Source organism: Amycolatopsis sp. Poz14 (assembly GCF_006704225.1).
In the GTDB taxonomy this organism is placed as follows: domain Bacteria; phylum Actinomycetota; class Actinomycetes; order Mycobacteriales; family Pseudonocardiaceae; genus Amycolatopsis; species Amycolatopsis nivea.
On sequence record NZ_JACLHD010000001.1, the window covers coordinates 4008551 to 4032105 of the forward strand.

Here is a 23555-nt window from a genome sequence, read left to right on the forward strand (position 1 = left end):
TGCGGACGGCACGGTCAAATGAGGACACGTGGATCGGGCCGACGCGAGCACGACGGTGGAGGTAAGCACACAGTGCGGTTCTTGGAGGATGCGCCAGCAGTTGTCATCGGTGCGGGACTGGCCGGCTTGACCGCGGCGTGGAAGCTGCGTCGCGAAGGGCGTGAGGTCGTTGTACTCGAAGCTTCCGACCGGATCGGCGGTCGCGCCATCCAGTCGGCGGTGGAGTGGGGCGGAGGGCAGTATGCCGACTTGGGCGGGGAACTCATCGACGACAGCTATCACGCGGTGCGTGCGCTGTGCGCCGAGGTCGGCGTGGAACTCCTTGCGCCGCAAAGGTACGGAGCTCCGCAGGACGGCGACGAGTCGCTCATGGAGGCTTATCTCCGGGTGAACCGGTTCGTCGTCGGCGACCGGGTCCTGAGCCAGGACGCGCGCGACGAGATCGGCGCGGAGCTTCGGGCCGCCGCGATCGCGCATCCGTCCGCGTCCGGCGAAATCGTCGAGCAGTGGATCCGGCGGGCCCGGCTTTCCGGCCGCGCGGCCGCGGTCACGCGAGCGCTGGCTCGGCTGTTCGCACAGCTCGATCCGTGGGACTGCGACGTGCACTTCCTCTTTTCCGCTCAGCGCGGGACTTTCCAGCGGTGCCGCGGCGGGACGCTGTCGTTGCTGCGGGCGCTTGCGGAGGGACTGGACGTCCGGCTCGGCGACCCCGTCGTCCGGGTGCGGCGCACTCGCAATGCGACCGTGACTACCGCTTCCGGCAAAGAATTCGCCGCGAGTTCCGTCCTCTGCGCGGTGGGGCCGTATGCCGTCTCGACGATCGGTTTCGACCCTCCGCTGTCGGACGACCGGGTCATGACCGCCACGTCGTTGCTGCCGGCGATGGCAGGCAAGGTGATCGCCCAGTATGCGCAAGGCGATGCGGTGCGCGAGGCGTTCGAGGCGTTGGTCTGCACCGACGGGGCGATCAACACGGCCTGGGTGAGCGTGCCGGGCGAACCGGGGACGCCGGCGATCGTCACCGCCTTCATCGCCGGTGCGGAACGCGGCCTCCTGGCCGATCCGCCCGCGGCGTATTCCAGGCTCGACGAACTGGTGGAACTTGTGGTCGGACAGCCGGTCACGCGCCTGCGAGGCGACATCAAGAACTGGTGGGCCGATCCGCTCCACTTAGGAGTGACGGTGGCACCGCCGGAAAGCGCTCGCGCCGAGGTGGCCGGGATTCTCGGCGGAGAAGAGCCCCCGGTCCACTTCGCGGGCGACTACACGGACGCGCCGATGTGCGGAACGCTCGAAGGCGCGGCCAGGTCCGGGCTGCGAGCCGCCGGGGAAATCCTGCGCACCGCGGAAATCTTCCATACCAGCTACGTGACGGAAAGGCTCTCGCACTCATGACCACGGTAGTCGTCGGAGCAGGTTTGGCTGGGCTCTTCGCGGGCCGGCGGCTCACCGCTGCCGGGGAGGACGTCGTGGTGCTCGAGGCCACCCCGCACCTGGGCGGGCGGACCCGGGGCGACCGGGAGGCGCTCCGCTTCGGCGCGGTAGCCGACCTCGGAGCGTCCTTTTTGGACCGAGGGCAGGATTTCCTGCTGCGCTTCTGCCTCGAGCACGGCATCAAGCTCTCGGCCGAGCTCGCGCTGTATCCGAAGGGGCCCGGCGAGCGCTACAGCGGCGCCTCTATCCTGCTCGGCAATCTGGTGGAAGACGGTCAGCGGGTGAGCGAGGAGGAGCGCGAACGGCTGGCCAAGGAGGTCGGCGAGGCGCTCGCGGCAACGCCGCCCGGCACGGCCGAGACGGTAGCGGCTTGGGGGCGCCGCGCCGGGCTCTCCCGGGCCGCCTTCGCCCGCTACACCATGCAGACGGGGTTCAACCCGGTCCAGCGCCCGGCCGTGACGTCGTCCTGGCACGTCCATCCCGGCGACATCGGCCGGCTTTGCTGGCTCCTCGACGGCAGCACGGACGTGATCGCGCAGCAGGCGGCCGAGGGCCTCGACATCCGCTACGAACAGCCGGTGCGGCTCATCTCGCGGATCGGCAGCTCCTACCGGGTCGCGACCGAGCACGACGAGTTCGTCGCGGACGAGGTCGTCATCACCGCGTCGGTGCACGCGATCAGGAGGATCGGCTTCGACCCGGTCCTGCCGGACTGGAAGACCTCGGCGCTCCTGCGGTCGCCGATGACCCAAGGCGGGAAGATCGTCGGCCAGTACCGCGACGGCCGGCGCATCTGGGACGCGGCGGGGCCGTCGGTGCTGACCGACAGCGGCGCCGCGATGTTCTGGCTCCGGCGCACCGCGGAAGACACGGTCACGGTGCTGGGCACGATGCCCGACACCGGCGACGGGCTGCTGGACGACCACGACCGGGCGCTGGCGGTGCTGGACGACCAGATCCGGGCGATGACCGGATTCGAGCCCGTCCGGATCGGCGGCGTCGTCCAGAACTGGACGCGGGAAGAGTTCTTCGGCGGCGTGGTCAGCTCGCAGAGCGGGGGAGCCGCGCGACGGCAGGTCATCGCGGCTCCCGTCGGAGGGCTGCACTTCGCGGGCGAGGCGACCGGCTCCCGATGGGCGACCGCGATGGAAGGCGCGGCGCGCTCCGGCGAGCGCGCCGCCGACGAGATTCTGCTGAAACACCGTGCCCGGCAAGGACAATTGGCCTGATCTCGGAGCTGAGAGACCGAGGGACCCGGAACTCGAGACGGCTGGTGCGTCTCGTGCCGGGTCCCTTCCCTTGCCGCGATCCGCAATGACCACGAGGAGGTCGTTCCATGAACCCCGCCGACCAGGACACGTGCCCGTTCGGCCGTCTCCACCACATCGGCATTGTCGTGGAGCCGAGCCGCTATGCCGACACGATCGCCAATCTGTGCGCCCTGCTCGGCGGGGCGGTGACCGAGAGCGGGGAGGACGAACCGCTCGACATGAGGTGGGCATTCATCGCGTCAGCGGGCAATCCGCCGATCGAAGTCGCGGCCCCGCGCGGGAACCGGGCGACCAGCCTGGTGCGCTATCTGGAGCGGCGGGGCGGCGGCCTGCATCATGTGTCGTTCGAGACTTTCGATCTCGGTGCTGCGGCGCAGCACATCGACGCGGTGGGGCTTCCGCCGGTCGGTCGCGATGACGACCACGGCGGTTATGCGGAGGTCTTCGTGCATCCGAAGTCGTTGGGCGGCGCGCTTTTCCATGTGCTGGAGGACCGCCGCGGCTGACCGCGGTTCAGCCGCGCGCCATGCGCAGGGCCAGGCGGGCGTAGCATTCGCCGATCTCGGCCACGGACAGATGTCCCTCGGTGCGGTACCAGGTGAAGACGTACTCGCACATCGTCGAGATCGCCATCGCCGTCACGGTGACTTCGTGCGTGGTGAAGACGCGCTCGCTGCATCCCTGGTCGAGGATGTCCCGCAGGAGGTCGAGGTACGGCCGGCTGGACGCACGCAGTTCCTTGCGCATCTCCGGGGTCAACGAGGAGGCCAGGGTCGCATAGCCGAAATTGCAGTCCAATTCCGCGAGCTGGATGAGCACGTACGTCCGCGCGTAGTTCGCCAGACGCTCTTCGGCGGTGCCTTCGCGAACTGCCTGCGCGAGTGCGTCGTACGCTTCTCGGTAAAGCGTCTGCAGCGCCTGGGCGAGCAGATCTATTTTCGACGGGAAATGCCAGTAGATATTGGCCGGGGTCATCCGGGCCGCGGACGCGATCCGGGAAACCGAGGTGCCCGCGTACCCGTATTTCTGGAAGTAGCGAATGGCGGAGGCGAGAATCCGTTCTCGTGCCCCGGCCAGGTCTTCGGAGGCGACGGCCATCGATCGCCTCCGTCCGGTTTTGGCGGTGTCCATGCTCACCGGCTGGTCTCGCTCAGGCGGCTCATGCCACTAATCCGAGTTCCCGGGCCCGGGACGCCGCCTGGACCCGATTGCGCACGCCCAGCTTGCGATACACCGTGCTGGTGTGCTGTTTCACGGTGTGCCGGGAAAGATTGAGCGCCGCGGCGACCTCGGGATTGCTGAGCCCGGCGACCAGATGGTGCAGAACGTCCAATTCGCGGCTGGAAAGCAGCCCGTTCGGTTTGGCGATCTGTTCCCGCGGAAACATCCGCGCACCCTCGGCGACTCGCTGGACGACGTCCACGATCACCTTCGCGGGCATGCCCAGCGAGACGAATCCGACGGCTCCGTTCGCACAGGCGCGGGTGCGCGCGACCCGGCCCTGGCCGGACATGATCACGAGCTTCGCCATCGGCAGCGCGGCGTGCAGTTCCCGGCAGAGCGCCAGCCCGGATTCCCCGTTGACGGCCGCGCTCACGAGCACGAGCTGTGGCTGGCGCCGCCGGGCGACGTCCCTCGCGGTCCGGACCGAGTCCGCCTCGAGGCAGCTCGCCACCCACGGCTGTGCGGCGAGCAGTGCTCGCAGCCCGACCTGGACCAGTTCGTTGTCGTCCACGATGAGGACCGTCTGGGGTCCGCAGCGATCAGGCTCCGGCTTGATCACGTCGGCAACGTCAGGGGAGCGGTCCGCGGTAATCGTCATGCCCGACCTCCTATTAAACGTTCATTTAGCGACCTTAAATGGACGATCAGTAAGTGTCAAGAGCACGGATTTCAGCTGCTCAGGCGAGTGGCGGTGGGCGTGACCCCGGCGGGCGGCATCGGTCGCGCGTCCGGTTCTCGGCGTCTCGGGCGGGCTTCGCGGAGGGTCGAGGTCGCGGTGATGGCGGTCCGGAACCTGCCCGTCGAGGGGAGTTCGGCTCCGGCGGCGATACGCGCCGGTGGACGCGGGTCCGGCCCCGTCCTCCTGGCGCGAAAAGGCTCCGCGGCGATTCCAGCCGGGAATCGCCGCGGAGCCGGACAAGGAGCGCTGATCAGCCCGAGGTCATCGCGGTCCAAGCCGCGAACGCCTTGTCCGCGTTCTGGGCCCACCAGGTGCTGTCGGACAGCGCCTCTCCGTCCATTTTGGACACATTCTCCTGCGGGAGCCACTGGTGGAAGCTCGCCGGGACGTTGGGCTTCGAGGCCGGGGTCGTCGGGCCGTACGGGATGTTCTCGGTGAAGGCGGCCTGTGCCGGCGGCGTCGCGATGTAGTTCAGCAGCGCGGCTTGCGCCTTCGGAGACCTCGAGCCCTTGACCGCGTACAGGGCCGCCCACGCGGCGAAACTGTGGTTCCAGGTGACGCCGACCGGCGCCCCGTTCTGGGCCGCGATCGCCGCTCGGCCCAGATAGCACAGGCACATCGCGAAATCGCCCGCTTCGAGCTCCTGGGTTTCCTGGGCGAGCGTGGCGTCGAGGGTCAGGTTCCTGCCGAGCGTCTTGACGGTGGCCGCCGCCCGTTGCAGGTCGAGCGGGTACAGCTGGTCCGGCGCCACTCCGCTGGCGAGGAGCAGCGACTCGAGGCCGCCGGACGCGTAGTTGTACATGAGGCGCTGGCCCGGATACTTCTGGGTGTCCATGAAGTCGGTGATCTTCGCGGGCGGGTTCCCGCCGAATTTCTTGGTGTTGTACACGAGTGCGACGTTCTCGACGGAGACCGGCACGCCGCATTGGTCGGAAACGTAGCGCGGGTCGACGTCCTTGACGCTGACGCCGAAGTCGGAGCGCTTCTCGTACAGCGTGCCGCACCCCTGGGCGCCGCTGCCGGTGTCCAGCCAGACGACGTCCCACGTCGGATTGCCCGCCTGGACCATGGCCTTGATCTTGGCGGGGTCGGACGGCGAATCCGTCGCGGTCTGCGCGCCGGTGTTCTTCGCGAAGGGGTCGAGCCACGCTTTCTGGGCCGCCGTCAAGGTGTCGCCGCCGTAATTGACGAAGACGATCTTCTCGCCGGAAAGATCGCCGCCGGACTGGCCTCCGGCGCCCGCCGATGAACCGCACGCGGCGGCGAGAACGAGACTTACCGTGCTCAGCGCCGCGAGGATAACCTTGCCCTTGATGCTCATGTGTGACCTCAGTTCGGGTTCAGGGTGGGGAGATGATGCGCTTGATCGCCGGAGCCGCCGGGTTGCCGTCGCGCAGTTAGTCCACGCGGGGGAGTGCCAGGACCTCGGCGTCGCGGCGGCTCCCCCGGCTGGCGGGTAATGCCCGGCCCGGGGCGTCGGAAGAAGGCCGGGCGAAGGGAGAATCGGCCGTCCGGACCGCGAATCTGGGTGCCGCCTCGATCGCGCGGTTCGATGAGGAGGAGTTGTGGGAGACCCGAAAAGCGCAGGCGCCGCGCGCCCGGACGAACGGGTGGCGGCCGCGTCCGCTGAGATCCGCCGCACCACCACGCATTGGGGAACCTACGACTTCACCGTGCGGGACGGGCGCGCGCGGGCCACCGCGGCGCCGCCGGACAACCCGTTCGGCCAGACGCTCGCGAACGGGCTGCACGAGACGCTGGACCATCCGCTCCGGATCGTCCGCCCGCACGTCCGCGAGGGGTGGCTCGAACACGGTCCGCGGGTCGGCGGGAACCGGCGCGGCGGCGAGCCGATGGTCGAGGTCGAATGGGACCACGCGTACGACCTCGTCGCCAGGGAACTCGCCAGGGTGCGGTCCGAGCACGGCGACGAGGCCGTGTTCGGCGGCTCGTACGGCTGGGGCAGCGCCGGCCGGTTCCATCACGCGCAGAGCCAGATCCACCGGTTCCTGAACCTGGACGGCGGCTACGTCTCCTCCCGCAACAGCTACAGCGTCGGCGCGCAGGAGGTCGTGCTGCCGCACGTCCTCGGCGGCCCGGGCATGGGGATGTTCGACTGGAGCCCGCAGTGGTCCGAAATCGCCGAGCACGGCGAACTGGTCGTGAGCTTCGGCGGCGCGCCGCTGAAGAACACCCGGGTGAACCAGGGCGGGATGCGCCGCAACCGGGCGGCGGAGGCGCAACGAGCCTGTGCCGACGCCGGTGTGCGGTTCGTCCTGGTGAGCCCGTTGCGCGACGACCTCGCGCCGGAACTGCGGGCCGAATGGATTCCGATCCGGCCGGGGACCGACACCGCGCTGATGCTCGCGATGGCCGGCCACCTGGCGGCGGAGGGGCGCGAAGACCGCGAGTTCCTGGAGCGCTGCTGTGTGGGATACGAGCGGTTCCGCTCGTACCTGCTCGGCGAGCGCGACGGCGTTCCGAAGACCCCCGAATGGGCGGCGGAGATCTCGGGGGTCCCGGCGGCGACGGTCCGGGAACTCGCCGAGGCCGTCTCGCACCGGCGCACGGTCGTCTCGCTGACCTGGTCGCTCCAGCGTGCGCAGTACGGGGAGCAGCCGTACTGGGCGGGCGCGACCCTCGCCGCGATGTCCGGCTCGATGGGGCGGCCCGGGGGAGGCTTCGCCGCCGGGCTGAGCATGACCCACGGCATCGGCCTGCACCGCGGTTCGATGGGCGTCGCGAGCCTGCCCCAGGGCCGGAACCCGGTGCGCGCGTTCATTCCGGTCGCGCGCGTCTCCGACATGCTTTTGCGTCCCGGCGACACCGTGGACTACGACGGCGAGGTGCTCACGTATCCCGACATCCGGCTCGTGTACTGGGCAGGCGGGAATCCGTTCCACCACCAGCAGGACCTCAACAAGCTGCTCCGGGCGTGGAACCGGCCCGAGACGATCGTGGTCCACGATTCCTGGTGGACGCCCGTCGCCCGGTACGCGGACATCGTCCTCCCCGTCGCGACGCCGCTCGAACGCGACGACCTCGCCGCCGGGAGCCGGGACACGACCCTGCTCGCGATGCGCCGGGTCCAGGATCCGCCCGAGGGGATCCCCACCGACTTCGGGGCCTTCGCCGAGATCGCCGCTCGCCGCGGTTTCGCGGAGCAGTTCACCGAGGGCCTCGACGCCGACGGATGGGTCCGCCGGCTCTTCGCCGAAACCGCGGCGCGCCTCGCGGCTCGAGGGGTCGAGCTTCCGGACTACGACGAGTTCGTCAAGCTGCCGGACGGCGTCGAACTTCCGCTGCGCGGAGGGGACGACATCTTCGCCAAGCTGCGCGAAAACCCCGAGGCGAATCCTCTCGCGACCCCGTCCGGCCGGATCGAGATTTTCTCCGGCACCGTCGCCGGGTTCGGCTACGACGACTGTCCCGGGCACGCCGTTTGGCTGGCGCCGACGGAATGGCTGGGCAGCGCCGAGGCGGCGGCGGACGAGAACCTCTTCCATCTGCTGAGCCATCAGCCGCGGGGACGGCTGCACAGCCAGATCGACTTCTCGGCGGCGAGCCTGGCCACGAAGATCGACGGGCGCGAGGCGATCGTGCTGCACGTCGACGACGCGAATCGGCTGGGAGTGGCCGATGGCGACGTGGTCCGGGTCAGCAATGCACGCGGCGCCTGCTTGGCCGCGGTCCGGACGACCGAAGGGATCCTCCGCCGCGTCGCCGTGATGGCGACCGGGGGCTGGTACGACCCCGTTAGTCCGGGTGAACCGGGATCCCTTGACCTGCAAGGAAATCCGAACGTCTTGACGCCGGACATCGGGACTTCGCGGCTTGCCCAGGCCAGTTCGGCGCAGACTTGTCTTGTCCGTGTCGGAGCTTCTCCGGAGGCGCCGCGGAGCCGGGCCTATGAGGTGCCGGTGACGCGGCGTGCTGCACCGTGATCTCGGGCGAGGAGTAGCGCCCGTGCCTCCCCGCGACGGACTGGCTTGCAGTTCGCCGCGCTGGAACCTCGCGGCTTGCCCACGCCAGCTCGGTGCAGACTTGTCTCGGCGCATCTCGCCGCACCGTGATCTCGGGCGAGTAATAGCACCCATGCCTCCCCGCGACGGACTGGTCCACAGTCCGTCGCGGGGAGGACGCTAAGCCGTGCCGATGGCGACCCCAGCCCGGGCAGGAGCATCGTCGGTGGCGAGCACAGCGGAGTGTTCCGGGTCCCAGGTCGCCAGAACCGCGTCGCCCACCGAGACAGGGGACTGGTTGCCGGACTGTTCCTGCGCGATCATCGAAAATCCCGCGTCGAGGCGGAGTTCGAGGCGGCGGAGGCCGCCCAGGTAGATCAGCTGGACGACCCGGCCGGGGAGCGCGTTGCCGGAAAAGCTCGCCCGGGTCGCGGCGGAGTGGACGAGCACGCGCTCGGGACGCACGGTGACGACCCCGCACGTGCCCGCCTGCAGTGCCGGGCCCGCCGTCGGCAGTTTCAGTTCGTATCCGGCGCCGCGCAGGAGGCGGCCCACCGCGGTGTCCTCGACGACGCCGGGCAGCACGTTGGAGTCGCCGAGGAACTCCGCGACGAACAGGCTCTTCGGGTGTTCGTAGAGCTCCGTCGCCGTGCCGACCTGCTCGACGCGCCCGTTGTTGAAGACGGCGATCCGGTCCGACATCACCAGCGCTTCGTCCTGGTCGTGAGTCACGTAGACGAAGGTGATGCCGAGCTCGCGATGGATCCGCTTGAACTCGAGCTGCAGGCTGGCGCGGAGCCGCCGGTCGAGGGCGCCGAGCGGCTCGTCCATGAGGAGGACGCGGGGTTCGAAGACCAGCGCCCTCGCCAGCGCGACGCGTTGCTGCTGGCCGCCGGACAATTCGCGCGGGTACCTCGCCCCGAAGTCCGCGAGGCCGACCAGGTCGAGGCTGCGGGCCACGCGCTCGGCGATCTCGGCCTTGCCGGTCCGCCGGCGCTTCAGCGGGAACGCGACGTTGTTCGCGACCGTCAGGTGCGGGAAGAGGGCGTAGTTCTGGAAGACCATCCCGATGTTGCGCTTGTGCGGAGGGACCCGCTCGATCGGTTCGCCGTCCAGCAGGACGTGGCCGGTGTCGGGCTGGAGGAAACCGGCGATCATGTTGAGGGTGGTGGTCTTCCCGGAGCCGCTCGGCCCGAGGAGCGTGACGAACTCGCCGGCGGGCAGGTCCAGCGAGACGTCCGACAGCGCCCTCGCCTCGCCGTAGTGCTTGCTCAGGTTCCGGAGCCGGATGGCCGCGCCGTGGACGAGTTCAGACATTGTTGCCCTCTTTTCTGGCCGCGATGATGCCCGCGATGATCAGCAGCGTCGTGCTCACCGCGATGATCAGCGTCGACGCGGCGGCGATCGTGGGGGTCAGGGAGCTGGTCACGCTCTGGTAGAGCTGGACGGGGAGAGTCCTGGCGAACGGGCTGGCCAGGAAGAGCGAAACGATCGCTTCGTCCCAGGAAACGAGGAAGGCGAACAGGGCGCCGGTCAGGATCCCGGGAGCGAGTAGCGGCAGGGTGACGCGGAAGAAGGTCACGACCGGCCCCGCGCCGAGCGAAGCGGCGGCCCGTTCGAGCTGGCGGTCGAAACCCTGGAGCGAAGCGCGGACCGGGATGACGACCATCGGGATCGCCAGCGCGGTGTGCGCGATGACGTAGCCGCCGAACGAACCGGCCAGATGCCACTTCAGGAAGACGTAGTACACGCCGATGGCGATGACCACTCCCGGCACGATCATCGGAGCCATCAGGAAGGCCGACACGGGGCCGCGCCATCTGCCCCGGCCGCGGACGAGCGCGAACGCGCCGAGGGTCCCGAGCGTCGTGGCCAGCACGACGACGACGAGCGCGACCTGGAACGAGAGGACGAACGACTCGGTCCAGTCCGGGTCCGAGAAGAGCTGACGGAACCACTGCGTCGAGAAGCCGGGCGGCGGGAACTGGAACGTGCGCGCGCTGGTGAAGGCCATCGGGATGACGACCAGGACCGGCGCGACCAAGAGAAACGCGACGAGCACGCAGAAGACCTTGAGACTGATGCGGCGCGGTTCCTTCATCGGCGGGCCTCGCTATCTGTTGCCAGTGCGCGGGTCAGGGGCCTCCCGAGCAGCGAACCGGCGGTGAGCACCAGGAGGGTGAAAACCAGCAGCGCCAACGCCATCGCACCGCCGCGCCCGAAGGCGAGCTGCGCGGTCACCTGGCTGACGATCTGCTGTGACAACAAGCTGTTCTGCGGAGAGCCCAGCAGCGCGGGGGTGAAGTAGAAGCCGAGCGACAGCACGAAGACGATGGTGCAGCTGGCGGTGATTCCCGGCACCGACAGCGGCAGGTACACGGTCCGGAACGCGGTCCGCGGGGTGGCGCCGTGGATCTGGGCGGCGCGCAGGAGCGTCCGGTCGATCTGGGTCAGCTGCGAGTACAGGGGGAGCACCAGGAACGGGAGCATGATCTGGGTCATGCCGATCGCCACCGCGGTCGTGGTGCCGAGCAGCTTGACGTCGCCGAAACCGAGCGTCCCGAGCGCTTTGGCGACCGGGCCGGTGCTGCCGAGGAGAATGATCCAGGAATAGGTGCGCACGATCAGGCTGGTCCAGAACGGCATGAGCACCGCGGCGAGCAGCACCATGCGCCAGCGGGTGGTCACGAGCGTCATCAGGTAGGCGTAGGGGTAGCCGATCGCCAGGCACAGGACGGTCACGATCGCGGAGGTGACGAACGTTCTCCGCAGGATCGTCATCTGCTCTTCGTTGGCGAAGAACCAGTGGTAGTTGGCGAGCCCGGAATCGCCGTGCCCGATGAAATCCGTGAAGCTGCGCACGAACATCGTGCCGATCGGATAGGCGAAGAAGACGGCGAGGAAGGCCATCGACACTCCTGCGGCGACGATCCACCTCGCTCGATGCAGCATGCCGATCAACCAGTTCATGGGGGTGATTCCTCCTTCGCTAGCTTTCGCGTGCCGCGTCAGCCGGCGGTCATCGCGGTCCACGCCGCGAATGCCTTGTCGGAATTCGCGGTCCACCACTTCAGGTCGGAGACCACTTCGCCCTGCGGGCCCATCTGGGCGAGATTGTCCTGCGGGAGCCACTTCTTGAACTCTGCGGGAACCTGAGGCTTCGACGCTGGTGTCGTGGGGCCGTAAGGCAGTTGCTCGGTGAAGGCGCTCTGTGCCTCAGGCGTCGCGAGGTAGTTCAGGAGCGCGCTTTGGGCCTTGGGCGCCTTCGAGCCCTTGATCGCGTAGACGGCGTCCCATGCCTCCCAAGCCTTGTCCCACACGACGCCGATGGGTGCGCCGTTCTGGGCGGAAAGGGCGGCGCGGCCGACGTAGCACAGGCACATCGAGAAATTGCCCGATTCGAGGTCCTGGGTCTGCTGTGCGAGCGTGGCCTCGAGGGTCAGGTTTTTGCCGAGCGCGCGCACGCTCGCGGCGGCGCGCTCGGTGTCCAGCGGGTAGAGCTTGTCCGGCGCGACGCCGCTCGCCAGCAGGATCGGGTCCAATCCGCCGAGCGCGTAATTGAAGATGAGCCGCTGGCCCGGGAATTTCGCGGTGTCCATGAAGTCCGTGATCTTCGTCGGCGGGCTGCCGCCGAACTTGGCGGTGTTGTAGACCAGCGCGACGGCCTGGACCAGGATCGGCACCCCGCACTCGTCGGTGACGTACTTGGGGTCGACGTCCTTGATGTCCACGCCGGTTTCGGAACGCTTCGCGAACATGGTGCCGCAGCCGTTGGCCCCCGAGGCCGTGTCGAGGTCGATGACGTCCCAGGTGGGGTTGCCCGCGTCGACCATCGCCTTCACCTTGGCCGGGTCCGAGGGGGAATCGGTGGCGATCTGGACCCCGGTCTTCTTCCGGAACGGGTCGAGCCACGCTTTCTGGGCGGCCTTCATCGAATCGCCGCCGTAGTTCACGTAAACGAGCTTCTGCCCGGACAGGTCGTCGCCCGTCCCGGGGCCCGAGCCGGATGATGAGCCGCACGCGGACATCGCGGCGAGGCACAGCGCGCTAACCATGGCGAGCGCCACCTTGGGCTTGGCCGTCACGATCTCACCTCTCGTCAGTTCGAAGCGATGTGTGAGGATGCCTCGGACTGCGGAGATCTCGGTGCGGTACGCCACACTTGTTGGCCCACCTGGGGGACGGTGCGGCCGTCAGTTCGGAGAGCCTGAAGTCCCGTCGTAGGAGCGGCCGCAGCGGACGGCTGCGGCCTGCTTCGGGCGCTTTAGCGGCCCGGCGTGGTGCGGACCATGCGGAGCACGTATTCGAAGTGCCGGTCCGCCGCTTCGCCGATCGTGAGACGCCCGTGCGGGCGGAACCAGGTGAAGACGTATTCGCACATCGTCGCGATCGCGTGCGACATGACCGGCACGTCGACGGGGTCGAACTCGCCGCTCTCGATGCCCTCGTGCAGGATTTCGCGGAGCAGTTCGAGATAGGGGCGGCTGAGCCGGCCCAATTCGCGTTGGCCCTCGGCGGTCAGCGAGGAGGAGAGCGTCGAGTAGCTGTGGTTCCGCCGTTCCCCGGCGTCCTCGAGCTGGATCCGGATGTAGGAGCGGATGTAGTCGCCCAGCCGCTCGGTCGCGGTGCCTTCGGCGCGCACCGAATCCCGGAGGTCGGCATAGGACCGGCGGTACATGTCCTTCAGCATTTCGGCGAGCAGTTCCTGCTTCGACGGGAAATGCCAGTAGATCGCGGCCGGAGTGATGTGCGCCGCCCGCGCGATCCGGGTCATCGAGGTGCTTCCGTAGCCGGACTCCTGGAACAGGGAGACCGCGGCGGCGAGAATGCGTTCCCGCACGCCGACGCCGTCGGCTGCGGGCTCCGCGTCCGGGTTGCCGGCGTCAGAAGCAGCGCTCATGGCCCGATAGTACGGCCGGTGCCGGGAGCTTCGCGAATCCCCCGCGCCGCGCGCATGCGAACGCCTCCGCCGCGCTGGGGGAGCGCGGCGGAGGCGTTCGGTGTGCGGTCGGGGCTCAGCAGTAGGCGGTGGCGTCGATCTCCACCAGGGCGCCTTCGAAGGCGAGAGCGCTGATGCCTACGACGAGCATCGCGGGGACGCGCAGTCCGGTGGCGGCTACGGCGGCGCCGAACCCGCCGAATACCTCGTCGTTGATCTCAGGCCGATAATCGACGATGTAGATGCGGAGCTTCGCGATATCGCTGACGCGCGCACCCGCTCCCTCGGCGGCGCGAACGACGTTGCGCAGCGCCAGTTCCGTCTGTCCGGCGTAGTCGCCCGGATGCTGCAACTGGTCGTTCACGTCGACGGAGATCTGTCCGCCGATTTCGACCACCTTGGCACCGGTGGCGACGGCGACGTGCGCGAAACCGCGCGGCCGGTAGAGACCTTCGGGCTTCACGTAATCGGTGACCGGCATCAGGCTGCCTCCATCCGGATGTCGAGCGGGGCGAGCGAGGCTCGGTCGCCTGCGAACGGACCGAGCCGGTCGAAGAACACCAGCGGGTCGACGCATCCTTCGGGGCCGAACACCCCGGTCGCCGAGATTTCGCCGCGCGCCAGCATGCCGACCGCGATCGCGGTGGGCACGCAGGTCGCTTCGCCCATTTCGCCTTCGGGCATGTGATTGGTCGACACGGCGACCCGCGCCGGGCGGCCTGCCTTGGTTCCCTCGGCGTATGCGAAGACTCCGGGGAACTCGGGGACCGGCCCCGCTTCCGGTCCGCGGCGGCCGGGTTCCAGGATGAAGGCCTTGCTGGCGTCGGGAACGGTCAGCTCGCCGGAGCGGACGCGGTCCCGGACCGCGCGGGCGGCGGCGATGAGGCCGGGGCGGGCGAACATGAGGTTCAGCGATTCCTTGACGTCGGGGAAGTAGCGGGGGAGCGTGATCGGTTCCGGATGGCCGCAGGTCCACACCGGGGCGGCTCCGATGCCGGGATAGTCCACGACCAGTTCCTCGAGGGCTTCCGAGTCCTGGAAGACGCCGTCGCGCCAGACCAGGATCGGCTCGGCGAGGTTGTGGATCCAGTGTTCGATCGCGGCGGCGGGCTTGACCTCGTCGGGGTTCGACGGGGCTTTCGGGATGCCGGAGCCCCCGCGCCACACCGTGTACAGCTTGCCGACCTCGTCGAGCTGCCGGTAGGCGACCGCGGCGAGCAGATTGGACATTCCGGGAGAGGCACCCATGCCGATGATGGCTGTGACGCCCTTCGCGCGCGCGACCTCGTCGAGTTCGAGCATCTCCATCGTGGGTTCCCAGTCGTCGGCGATGTCCGTGTAGTGCTTGCCGGCGTCGAGGGCGGCCTCCAGCACCGGACGGCCGTAAAGGTAGAACGGGCCCACGGTGTTCAGCACGATGTCCGCGTCCGCGATCGCGGCGCGAAGCGCGTTCTGGTCGGTGATGTCGAGTTCGATGCCGCGGGCTTTCGCGCCCAGTTCCTCCGCGACCGCGGCGGCGCGGGCGCCGTCCCGGTCGGCAACGGTCAGCGAGGTGATCGCCGGATCGGCGACGGTCGTCCGGCAGGCGACCCGCCCCATGTCGCCGGCTCCTCCGATGATGATGAGTCGCACGCTGTTCTCCTTTCGCGTTGGTCGCCGGACGGCCCGGTCCCGGGGTTTTCGGCCGTGCTGGACGGAAAAGGTCGGCTGTGCCCGAGGGGCGCGGCGGCGAGGGACCCGCAGCGGGTCGGCTGCGGAGGTTCGGACCGGCCGTGCGATGACTGCCTTGCGGCAAGAATCGTTGTCCGGAGCGGGTTTTCGCGCACCTGATCGCCGAATACGCCCACCCGGGGGAAAGCCGCCGCGCGCGGATCCCCCCTGACTGGGCGTATTTCGCCGCGACGTGCTGGCGCGCAGCGGGCCCGGCTGGGGACGATCGCCGGGTGACCATGGATTTCGACCCACGAAATACGCCGGTTCGCGAACTGGCGCTCGCCGCGTCCGAGACCCCGCACCTCCCGCTGGTCTCCATCGAGGGCGCCCAAGCGACCTACGGCGAAGCCTGGGACGCGGTCCGCGAGACCGCGGCCGGGCTCGCGCACGCCGGCGTGCTCCCGGGGGACCGGGTGATCATCCTGACGCCGAACCGGCTGGAGGCCGTCTGGGCGTGGTTCGGCGTGCAAGCGGGGGGAGCCGTCGACGCGCCGATCTCCGCGGAAGCCCCTGGCGCGTTTCTCCAGTACCTGGCCGAGGATCTGTCGCCGAAGGCCGTCATCGGGACCTGGTCGCTGCTCGCCCGGCTCGCCCAGGTCGTTTCCACGCCGCCGGAACTGGCGGTCCTCATCGGAGAACCCGAGGGAGACGAGCCGCCCTTCGGCCCGGGCGTCAGGCACCTCAGCTTCGCCGAACTGCGTGCCCTCGGCGCGAACTCGGCTCAGGAACTGGTGCTGCCGGACGCGGACACCGTAGGCACGATCATGTACTCCTCGGGCACGACCGGCCCGTCGAAGGGCGTGATGCTCTCGCAGGGCTACTACGCGGCATTGCCGCCGGCCTACTTCGAGCTGTTCGGGCTCCGGCCGGGCGCGACCTCCTATTGCGTCCAGCCGCTGTGCCACGTCGACGGCCGGTCTGCGGTGGTCACGGCGTTGTTCCTGCGCGGGCAGCTCTTTCTGGGCACGCGGTTCAGCGCGAGCCGGTTCTGGGCGGAAGTCGAGAACTACGACGTCGACTTCTTTTTCTACGTCGGCACGATGATCCATCTGATCCACAAACAGCCTCCCCGGCCGCTTTCGCCGTCGGCCCGGCCGCGGATCGGCATCGGATCCGCCACGCCGGCCAGCGTGCAGCGGGACTTCGAGAAACGGTTCCGCTGCACGCTTATCGAGGGCTACGGCATGACGGAATTCGGGCTCCTGCTGGCGCAGCGGGCGGGCGACGCCGAGCCGGGCAATCTCGGAACGCCGCCGCCGTGGGTCGAGGTCCGGGTCGTCGACGCCGCCGACCGCCCGGTTCCCGCGGGCACGCCCGGGCAGTTGCTCGCGCGGCCGAAGAAGGCGCATCTGATGACGGCCGGGTACTGGAACCGGCCGGACGCGACGGTCGAGGCCTGGCGCGGGTTGTGGTTCCACACCGGGGATGTGGTGGTGCAGCGGCCCGACGGCCGTTTCGAGTACGTCGGGCGGCTCAAGGATTCGATCCGGCGCCGCGGCGAGAACGTGTCGGCCTGGGAGGTCGAGCAGGCCGCGGTGCGGCACGAGCGGGTTTTGGAGGCGGCGGCGATCGGCGTCCCGTCCGACGTGGGCGACGAGGATGTCGCGCTGCTTGTCGTACCGGCGGGCCACGGCGATCCCGACCCGGCGGAGCTGCGTTCGTTCCTGGCGCGCGATTTGCCGCGTTATGCGTTGCCGCGGTATGTGGAAGTCGTGGCGAGCCTTCCGAAGACTCCTTCGGAGCGGATCGCGAAGGGGATCGTGCGCGAGCGGGGTCTCTCGAGCGCGGCGTGGGACGCGGAGGCTGCGGGAGCCGCCTGATCCTTGCTCCACACGGGACCGCCAAGCACTGATCCGCCTGGCGGTCCCGTGCCCGTTCAGCCGGTTTCTTCGACGACCGCCAGCAAGTCGTCCGCGCCGCGCAGGCCCGGCTCGGTCAGCGGAGCCAGCAGGTCGAAGAAAGTGCGGGGATCGATCGCGGTCTCGGGCGCGTGAACGCCGGTGTCCAGCAGTTCCCCGCGCCGGAGCAGTTCGACTCCGACGGCGAGCGGGATTCCCGTGTTGCCGCCCATCTTCGCCGGGTGGAATGCCTTGGGGTACACCGCGACACGGCACGGGAGGCCGTTCTTCTCGCCGATCGCCAAGGACCATTCGACCGGCAGCGGGCTCCGCTCCGCGGGTGCGTCGCCGCGCGGCGGGTCGGCGAGCATCGCGGCGCCGGTGCGCAGGTCGAATTCCCCGGCCGCGAAACGAGTGCTGACCTCCCGGAGGTATTCGAGAAGCCAGGCCGGCCCGGACTGCAGGTTGAGCGACGAGCGCAGCCCGGGGTAGCGGCGCGGAAGGGTCACCGGTTCGGGGTGGCCCATCGTGTATCCCTTCACCTTGCCCAGACCGGGGAAAGCCAGTTCGACTTCCTCGACCGGCTCCACCCAGCCGGCGGCCCCGTCGACCCACGCCCGGACCGGCTGGGAACACTGGTGCAGCCAGTGCTCCACCGCCGCCGACGCGGCGGGCGCGGGAAAGCCGGGCTCGTCGACGATCGTCGCCCCGCTCAGCTTCCATCCGGTGTGGAGTTCGTGCACCGTGTCGAGCTTGCTGGCGCCGTACGCGGCGCACAGATTGGTGACTCCGGGGCTGCCGCCCAGCCCGACCACCACGTGCAGTTCTCGCCGGCGGGCCTGCCCGTCGAGGTCGAACGCGTCGAGGGTGGGCTGCCAGTCGTCGTTGATGTCCAGGTAATGGCATCCCGATTCGACGGCGGCTTCGAGAATGGGCCGAGCGAACGTGGCGAACGGCCCCATCGTGTTCACGACGACGTCGTGGTCGGCGAACGCGGCGCGGAGCTGCGCGCTTTCGGTGGCGTCGAGCCGGACGGCGCGGCACGGCGCGCCGACCGACTCGGCGACCCGACGAGCCCGTTCCAGGTCGAGGTCGGCGACGGTCAGTACGGAAGCGCTGCCGAGGCGGGCGATCGTGCGCACCGCCCAGCGGCCCATGGACCCGGCCCCGCCGACGGCGATCACGCGGAGCGGGCGATTGCGGTTGCTGGCTGACATGTGTTCTCCGGTCTGCGAGTTTCGGGTGGCCCGGGGTTACTGCGCGGTCAGCCCTCCGTCGACCACCAGGGTTTGCCCGGTCATGAAGCTGGAGGCGTCGGACGCGAGGAACACGGCAGGCCCGATGTATTCCCCGGGCTGCGCCCAGCGGCCCATCGGGGTCATCCGGCGGATGTACTTGGCCACCGGCTCGTTGGCCTCCAGGTCCGGCAGCATCGAGGTCTCCACGTAGCCGGGGCAGACGGCGTTGACGCGCACCCCCTGGCGGGCCCATTCGAGCGCGACGGCTTTGGTGAGGCCGATGAGGGCGTGCTTGGCGGAGATGTAGGCGGTGTCGTTCCGGATGGCGACGAGTCCCAGGATCGACGCGATGTTGATGACGCGTCCCTCGCTCGCCTTGAGATGCGGCGACGCGGCGCGGAGCAGGAGCCAGCACGATTGCAGGTTGAGTTCGAGGACGCGCTGGAAGGTGGCGAGATCGGTGTCCTCGATCGAGGAGTCGTGATCGTCGGCCGCGTTGTTCACCAGGACGTCCAGCCCGCCCAGTTCCTCGACGGCGGCGGCGATGCACGCGTCGATCGATTCCGGGGAACGGAGGTCGACCGCATAGGGCTGGAAGCTGCCCGGACCGTCCGCGACGAGGCCGGCCGTCTCCTTGAGGCCTTCGACGGACCGCGCCGCCCCGACGACGCGGGCTCCGCGCTGCGCGAGTCCGACGGAGATGGCCTGCCCGATGCCGCGGCTGGCCCCGGTGACGAGAACGCGTTTGCCGGTGAGATCGAAGAGGTCGGCGGAGGTGGAAGTAGTCATGCCGCCACGATGGCCGGGCAACCGGCGAAGCGGGCGGTTGCGATGCGAAGAGCGCCCACCTGGGTGGGCCGACGGCGTCGCGGCGGCTTCTGGTGGCGCACGGGCTGTTTCGGCACCAGTGGTGTCCAATGTGGAGCGTCTGGCGGCCCGCGGTGCACGTGCCGGGGAAGACCAACAGTGCCCAGGCGGGGGATGAATCCGGGAGGAGTCACCCCGCATGCTGGTGGCATGAGCTCTCGCATCAGAGTCGGCATCTACGGCACCGGGCGCACCGCGGCGGAACTGCTGGCGGCCCTTCCGCAAACCCCGTTCCTCCTGACGAGCGCGATCGTGCACTCGCCCGGCAAGGCGGGCAAGGACATCGGCGAACTCGTGGGCCAAGGTCCGGTCGGCGTGCTGGCCACCGCGGACCTCGAAGCGGCGCTGACTAGTGGCGAGTTCGACGTCCTCCTCTACGCCGGTCTCACGGGCGAACGGCATGAGCAGACCCTGGCCGCCTGCGCGGCCGCAGGGGTGGACCAGGTGCACGCCTGCTTCGTCGATCCGCGCGCGGCGCTGGCCCCGGAGGTCCGCGAGCGCGTCGAGGCCGCGGCGCGGGAATCAGGATCGCGGATGGTCGGCACTGGCATGATCCCCGGTCTGTGGCTGGACGTGCTCCCGGCTCTGCTTTCCAGCGGTGTGCCCGGGCCGGTGTCGGTGCGGGGCCAGCGGGTCTCGAACATCTCCTCGTGGGGACGCGACGTCCTGGCGCAGGAATTCGGCGTGGGCACCAGGACTTCGGGACTGTCGTGGCGGGCGGACGCGTTGCTGCGCGAATCGGCTCGCCTCGTCGCGGACGTCCTGGGCCTGGGAGACCACGCCCTGGTCTCGGAGGGCGGGCTGGCGGCGGCGGAGACCGAGTCGACGATCGGCGACATCGTGGTGCACCCGGGCGAGGTGGAGGGTTTCACGCAGAGCGTCGTCCTCCACGACGGAGAGAGCGAACGGCTTCGACTGGAGTGGTCGGGTTTCGGCGGCTCGGCGGCCAAGCCGGGACAGGCCAGCACCGACGTCGTCTTGACACTCACCGGAGGCGACGGCAGCGAACTGGTGGTGCGGGTGAACACCCCTGTCGACCCGTACCCCGGCACGGCTGCCCGGATGCTGCAGGCGGTTCGCGGACTCCGATTGCTGCCAGCGGGCCTGCATCCGCCGACCGCGTTGCCAGTGGGCTGACCGGAGGCGTTGGGCGTGCCGGAAATCTTTCCCCCACGCGGGCATAAGGCGAGTGCGGACAGCCGTTTCTCCGCGGCGGAGGAGCATCATCAGGACATGAGCATCGAGAACAGCCTTCTGCTGACGCTCCGCGCGGCCGCCGCGGAAGACCCCGGTCGCGAGTGCCTCCGGATCGTCGGGGAGAGCTTCACGCGGCAGGAGGCGCTCAGGTGCGTGGAGCAGACGGCTCGCGGTCTGCGTGCGCTCGGGGTCGAACCCGGCGACCGGATCGGCGTGATGTGCGGCAACCGGGCCGAGTACGTGTGGACGTGGCTCGGCGCCAACGCCGCCCGTGCCGTCGACGTTCCGTTCAACGCGGAAGCCCGCGGCAGGCTCCTGGAGTACTTCGTGGCCGACGCGTCGCCGCGAGTGCTGGTCGGGACTGAGGACTACCTTCAGATTCTCGCGCAGACGAGCACCTGGGACCCCGAGTTCGTGGTCTGCATCGGCGAGTGCACTTCGCGGCCGTTCGGCGACCGCTGCCGTCAGCTTTCCTTCGAGGACTTGCTGGCCTTGGGCGCCGCTTCGGACGAGGAGTTGCCCGACCCGGCTCCAGGCGATATCGCGACGATCATGTACACCTCGGGGACGACCGGTCCGTCGAAAGGCGTGATGCTGCCCCAACGGTCCTATGTGGTGCAAGCGCACAACATGGTCCAGGTCATGGAAGTCGACGCGGCGGACGTCATCCTTTGTGTACAACCGTTGTTCCACATCGACGCCCGCGCTTTCCTCACCGCCGCGCTGGTGGCGGGAGGCACCGGAGTGCTCGGCCGCAGGTTCAGCGTCAGCCGGTTCTGGGACGACGTAAGGCAAAGCGGGGCGACGGTCTTCGCCACCATCGGCACCATGCTGTGGATGCTGTACAAGCAGCCGCCGCGACCGGATGACGCCGATCTGCCCGCACGCACGGCGATGTGCTCCTCGACGCCGAGCGAGATCCTGCGCGGCTTCGAGAAACGCTTCGGGGTCCAGATCGTAGAGGCGTACGGCATGACGGAATGCACGCTGCTGACCGCCGCTCCGCCCGGGAGCACCGTGCAGGGACGCGTCGGCAGGGCAGTTCCGGGCATGGAGATCCGTCTGGTCGACGACCACGACTTCCCGGTCGCACCGGGCCAGGCGGGCGAACTCGTTTACCGGACCGGCGAACCGTTCGCGATGATGCAGGGGTACTGGGCGAAACCGGAGGAGACCGCCGCAGCCTGGCGCAATCTCTGGTTCCACACCGGCGATCTGCTCCGCCAGCACTCCGACGGGATGTTCGAATACGTCGGCCGCAAAAAGGATTCGATCCGCCACCGCGGCGAAAACGTGTCCTCCTGGGAGGTCGAACAGGCGGCCAGCGCGCACCCGCAGGTTCTCGAGGTCGCGGCGATCGGTGTCCCGTCGGAGGTCGGGGAGGAGGACGTCGCCGTTCTCGTGGTCCCGTCGCCCGGTGCGGTGATCGATCCCGCCGAACTGGTGGAGTTCCTGCGCCGGGACCTGCCTCGGTTCGCGGTGCCGCGCTACGTCGAGGTCGTCGAGAGCCTGCCGAAGACGCCGTCGGAACGGATCGAGAAGGGCAAGGTCCGGGAACGCGGGATCACAGCGGCTTGCTGGGACGCTGCCCGAGAATGAAGTTCGAGAAGCGTCCACTATGGACAGTGTCCGGTCCGGCAGATGCGGGGCGGCGGAAGGAGACGGAGTGCTGATCGGGGTGCTCAAGGAGGCCCTGCCGGGGGAGACGCGGGTGGCGGCGACTCCGGAGACGGTGGGCAAGCTGCGCGGGCTGGGTTACGAGGTGGCGGTGGAGCCGGGCGCGGGGTTGGCGTCGGGGTTCTTCGACCAGGCGTATGCGGACGCGGGCGCGACCGTGAGGCCGGTCGCCGAGGCGGACATCGTGTTCGGAGTGAACGCGCCCTCGTCCGGGCAGTTGGATGCGGTGAAGCAGGGCGCGACGGTGGTGAGCCTGCTCGCCCCGGCTCTGAAACCGGAGCTGGTGGAGGATCTCGCGAAGCGGCCGATCACCGCGCTCGCGATGGATGCGGTGCCGCGGATTTCCCGGGCGCAGTCGTTGGACGTGCTGTCGTCGATGGCGAATATCGCGGGGTATCGGGCGGTGGTGGAGGCGGCGCACACGTTCGGGCGGTTCTTCACCGGCCAGGTGACCGCGGCGGGGAAGGTCAACCCGGCGAAGGTCCTGGTGGTGGGTGCCGGGGTGGCGGGGTTGGCGGCGATCGGCGCGGCGGGGTCGCTGGGTGCGATCGTGCGGGCGACGGACCCGCGTCCGGAGGTCGCGGATCAGGTGAAGAGCCTGGGCGGGGAGTATCTGTCCATCGAGGACCCGAACGCCGAAGTCTCCGCCACCGGTTACGCGAAAGAGATGGGCGAGGACTACAAAGCGCGCGAGGCTGAACTCTATGCCACGCAGTGTCGCGAGGTGGACATCATCGTGACGACGGCGTTGATCCCGGGCCGTCCGGCTCCGCGGATCGTCACCGGTGAGATGGTGGCGTCGATGAAGCCGGGTTCGGTGATCGTGGACATGGCGGCGGCGAACGGCGGCAACGTCGAAGGCTCCGTCGCCGGGGAGAGCGTCGTGACCGACAACGGGGTCACGATCCTGGGTTACACAGATCTCGCGGGCCGTCTCCCGGCGCAGGCCTCGCAGTTGTACGGCACCAACTTGGTGAACCTGATGAAGCTGATGACCCCGGAGAAGAACGGCCGGCTGGTCGTGGACTTCGACGATGTGGTGGTCCGGTCGATCACGGTGGTGAAAAACGGCGAATTGACGTGGCCGCCCCCGCCGGTGCAGGTCTCCGCGGCGCCGCAGAAGCCTGCGGCGGCGCCGGTGAAGGAGCCGGAGAAGGCCCCGATGTCCTCGGGTCGTCGTCTGGGCGTGGTGTTGGGTGTCGCGGCGGTGGTGCTGGTGCTGGCGGCGTTGGCTCCGGCGGCGTTGTTGCCGCATTTGACGGTGTTCGCGTTGGCGATCGTGATCGGCTATTACGTGATCGGGCATGTGCATCATGCGTTGCATACGCCGTTGATGTCGGTGACGAACGCGATTTCCGGGATCATCGTGGTGGGCGCGCTGCTGAATCTGGTCAGCGGGAACACGGTGGTCGTCGTCCTGGCGGGGGTGGCGACGTTGCTGGCGACGATCAACATTTTCGGCGGGTTCGCGGTGACTCGCCGGATGCTCGCGATGTTCTCCCGCAGCTGACCCGGA

The 23555-nt window shown here is 69.2% G+C and carries 20 protein-coding genes; 8 read left to right on the top strand and 12 right to left on the bottom strand.

Features of this window, described 5'->3' with window-relative positions:
• The first annotated feature begins 18 nt into the window (after positions 1-18).
• From FKO37_RS19300 to FKO37_RS19310, 3 genes are all read left to right on the top strand, one after another.
• Complete coding sequence (locus FKO37_RS19300) at positions 19-1395, top strand: NAD(P)/FAD-dependent oxidoreductase (protein ID WP_238605330.1); 1377 nt, start codon at positions 19-21, stop codon at positions 1393-1395.
• The gene (locus FKO37_RS19305) at positions 1392-2663 is read left to right on the top strand and encodes an NAD(P)/FAD-dependent oxidoreductase (protein ID WP_238605331.1); all 1272 of its coding nucleotides are present in this window, start codon (positions 1392-1394) and stop codon (positions 2661-2663) included. Before FKO37_RS19300 ends, FKO37_RS19305 begins: the two co-directional genes overlap by 4 nt.
• A 107-nt stretch (positions 2664-2770) precedes the next feature.
• Positions 2771-3211, top strand: a complete 441-nt coding sequence (locus tag FKO37_RS19310) for a VOC family protein (protein WP_238605332.1) — start codon at positions 2771-2773, stop codon at positions 3209-3211.
• Between the two features lie 7 nt (positions 3212-3218).
• On the opposite strand, the gene FKO37_RS19315 is transcribed toward FKO37_RS19310, so the two are convergent.
• The 3 genes from FKO37_RS19315 to FKO37_RS19325 form a co-directional block, all read right to left on the bottom strand.
• Positions 3219-3803, bottom strand: a complete 585-nt coding sequence (locus tag FKO37_RS19315) for a TetR/AcrR family transcriptional regulator (protein ID WP_238605333.1) — start codon at positions 3801-3803, stop codon at positions 3219-3221.
• 61 nt (positions 3804-3864) lie between these two features.
• On the bottom strand, positions 3865-4527 hold the full coding sequence (locus FKO37_RS19320; RefSeq protein ID WP_238605334.1) for a response regulator transcription factor: 663 nt from the start codon (positions 4525-4527) through the stop codon (positions 3865-3867).
• Positions 4528-4858: 331 nt separating this feature from the next.
• Entirely contained in the window at positions 4859-5929 is a 1071-nt protein-coding gene (locus FKO37_RS19325; protein ID WP_238605335.1) for an extracellular solute-binding protein, read from the bottom strand.
• A gap of 244 nt (positions 5930-6173) precedes the next feature.
• Between FKO37_RS19325 and FKO37_RS19330 the strand changes: the two genes are divergently transcribed.
• Positions 6174-8552: a molybdopterin-dependent oxidoreductase gene (locus FKO37_RS19330; protein WP_238605336.1), complete on the top strand. Its 2379-nt coding sequence runs from the start codon at positions 6174-6176 to the stop codon at positions 8550-8552.
• A gap of 198 nt (positions 8553-8750) precedes the next feature.
• Here the strand turns inward: FKO37_RS19330 and FKO37_RS19335 are convergent, their stop codons facing one another.
• From FKO37_RS19335 to FKO37_RS19365, 7 genes are all read right to left on the bottom strand, one after another.
• Positions 8751-9887 (bottom strand): ABC transporter ATP-binding protein, encoded by a 1137-nt coding sequence (locus FKO37_RS19335; protein WP_238605337.1) that lies wholly within the window; start codon positions 9885-9887, stop codon positions 8751-8753.
• A complete protein-coding gene (locus FKO37_RS19340) occupies positions 9880-10671 on the bottom strand; it encodes an ABC transporter permease (protein WP_238605338.1) in 792 nt (263 codons plus the stop codon). Before FKO37_RS19340 ends, FKO37_RS19335 begins: the two co-directional genes overlap by 8 nt.
• Positions 10668-11540 (bottom strand): ABC transporter permease, encoded by an 873-nt coding sequence (locus tag FKO37_RS19345; protein ID WP_238605339.1) that lies wholly within the window; start codon positions 11538-11540, stop codon positions 10668-10670. Before FKO37_RS19345 ends, FKO37_RS19340 begins: the two co-directional genes overlap by 4 nt.
• 38 nt (positions 11541-11578) lie before the next feature.
• Positions 11579-12655: an extracellular solute-binding protein gene (locus tag FKO37_RS19350; protein WP_238605340.1), complete on the bottom strand. Its 1077-nt coding sequence runs from the start codon at positions 12653-12655 to the stop codon at positions 11579-11581.
• A 179-nt stretch (positions 12656-12834) separates the two neighbouring features.
• On the bottom strand, positions 12835-13470 hold the full coding sequence (locus FKO37_RS19355) for a TetR/AcrR family transcriptional regulator (RefSeq protein WP_238605341.1): 636 nt from the start codon (positions 13468-13470) through the stop codon (positions 12835-12837).
• A 115-nt stretch (positions 13471-13585) separates the two neighbouring features.
• Positions 13586-13990, bottom strand: a complete 405-nt coding sequence (locus FKO37_RS19360; protein ID WP_238605342.1) for a RidA family protein — start codon at positions 13988-13990, stop codon at positions 13586-13588.
• Entirely contained in the window at positions 13990-15141 is a 1152-nt protein-coding gene (locus FKO37_RS19365; protein ID WP_238605343.1) for a saccharopine dehydrogenase family protein, read from the bottom strand. Before FKO37_RS19365 ends, FKO37_RS19360 begins: the two co-directional genes overlap by 1 nt.
• Before the next feature lie 317 nt (positions 15142-15458).
• Here FKO37_RS19365 and FKO37_RS19370 point away from each other — a divergent pair, with 317 nt between their 5' ends.
• Positions 15459-17042, top strand: a complete 1584-nt coding sequence (locus FKO37_RS19370) for an AMP-binding protein (protein WP_238608293.1) — start codon at positions 15459-15461, stop codon at positions 17040-17042.
• Between the two features lie 56 nt (positions 17043-17098).
• Here the strand turns inward: FKO37_RS19370 and FKO37_RS19375 are convergent, their stop codons facing one another.
• Positions 17099-18277 carry a saccharopine dehydrogenase family protein gene (locus FKO37_RS19375; RefSeq protein ID WP_238605344.1) on the bottom strand — a complete coding sequence of 393 codons (1179 nt, stop codon included), beginning with the start codon at positions 18275-18277 and terminating at the stop codon, positions 17099-17101.
• A gap of 36 nt (positions 18278-18313) precedes the next feature.
• On the bottom strand, positions 18314-19087 hold the full coding sequence (locus FKO37_RS19380; RefSeq protein ID WP_238605345.1) for an SDR family NAD(P)-dependent oxidoreductase: 774 nt from the start codon (positions 19085-19087) through the stop codon (positions 18314-18316).
• A 228-nt stretch (positions 19088-19315) separates the two neighbouring features.
• On the opposite strand from FKO37_RS19380, the gene FKO37_RS19385 reads away from it, so the two are divergent.
• From FKO37_RS19385 to FKO37_RS19395, 3 genes are all read left to right on the top strand, one after another.
• Entirely contained in the window at positions 19316-20302 is a 987-nt protein-coding gene (locus FKO37_RS19385) for a hypothetical protein (protein ID WP_238605346.1), read from the top strand.
• Between the two features lie 96 nt (positions 20303-20398).
• Positions 20399-21961 carry an AMP-binding protein gene (locus tag FKO37_RS19390; protein WP_238605347.1) on the top strand — a complete coding sequence of 521 codons (1563 nt, stop codon included), beginning with the start codon at positions 20399-20401 and terminating at the stop codon, positions 21959-21961.
• A 67-nt stretch (positions 21962-22028) separates the two neighbouring features.
• Positions 22029-23549, top strand: coding sequence for a Re/Si-specific NAD(P)(+) transhydrogenase subunit alpha (locus tag FKO37_RS19395; protein WP_238605348.1), 1521 nt, complete (start codon positions 22029-22031; stop codon positions 23547-23549).
• The last annotated feature ends 6 nt before the right edge of the window (positions 23550-23555 follow it).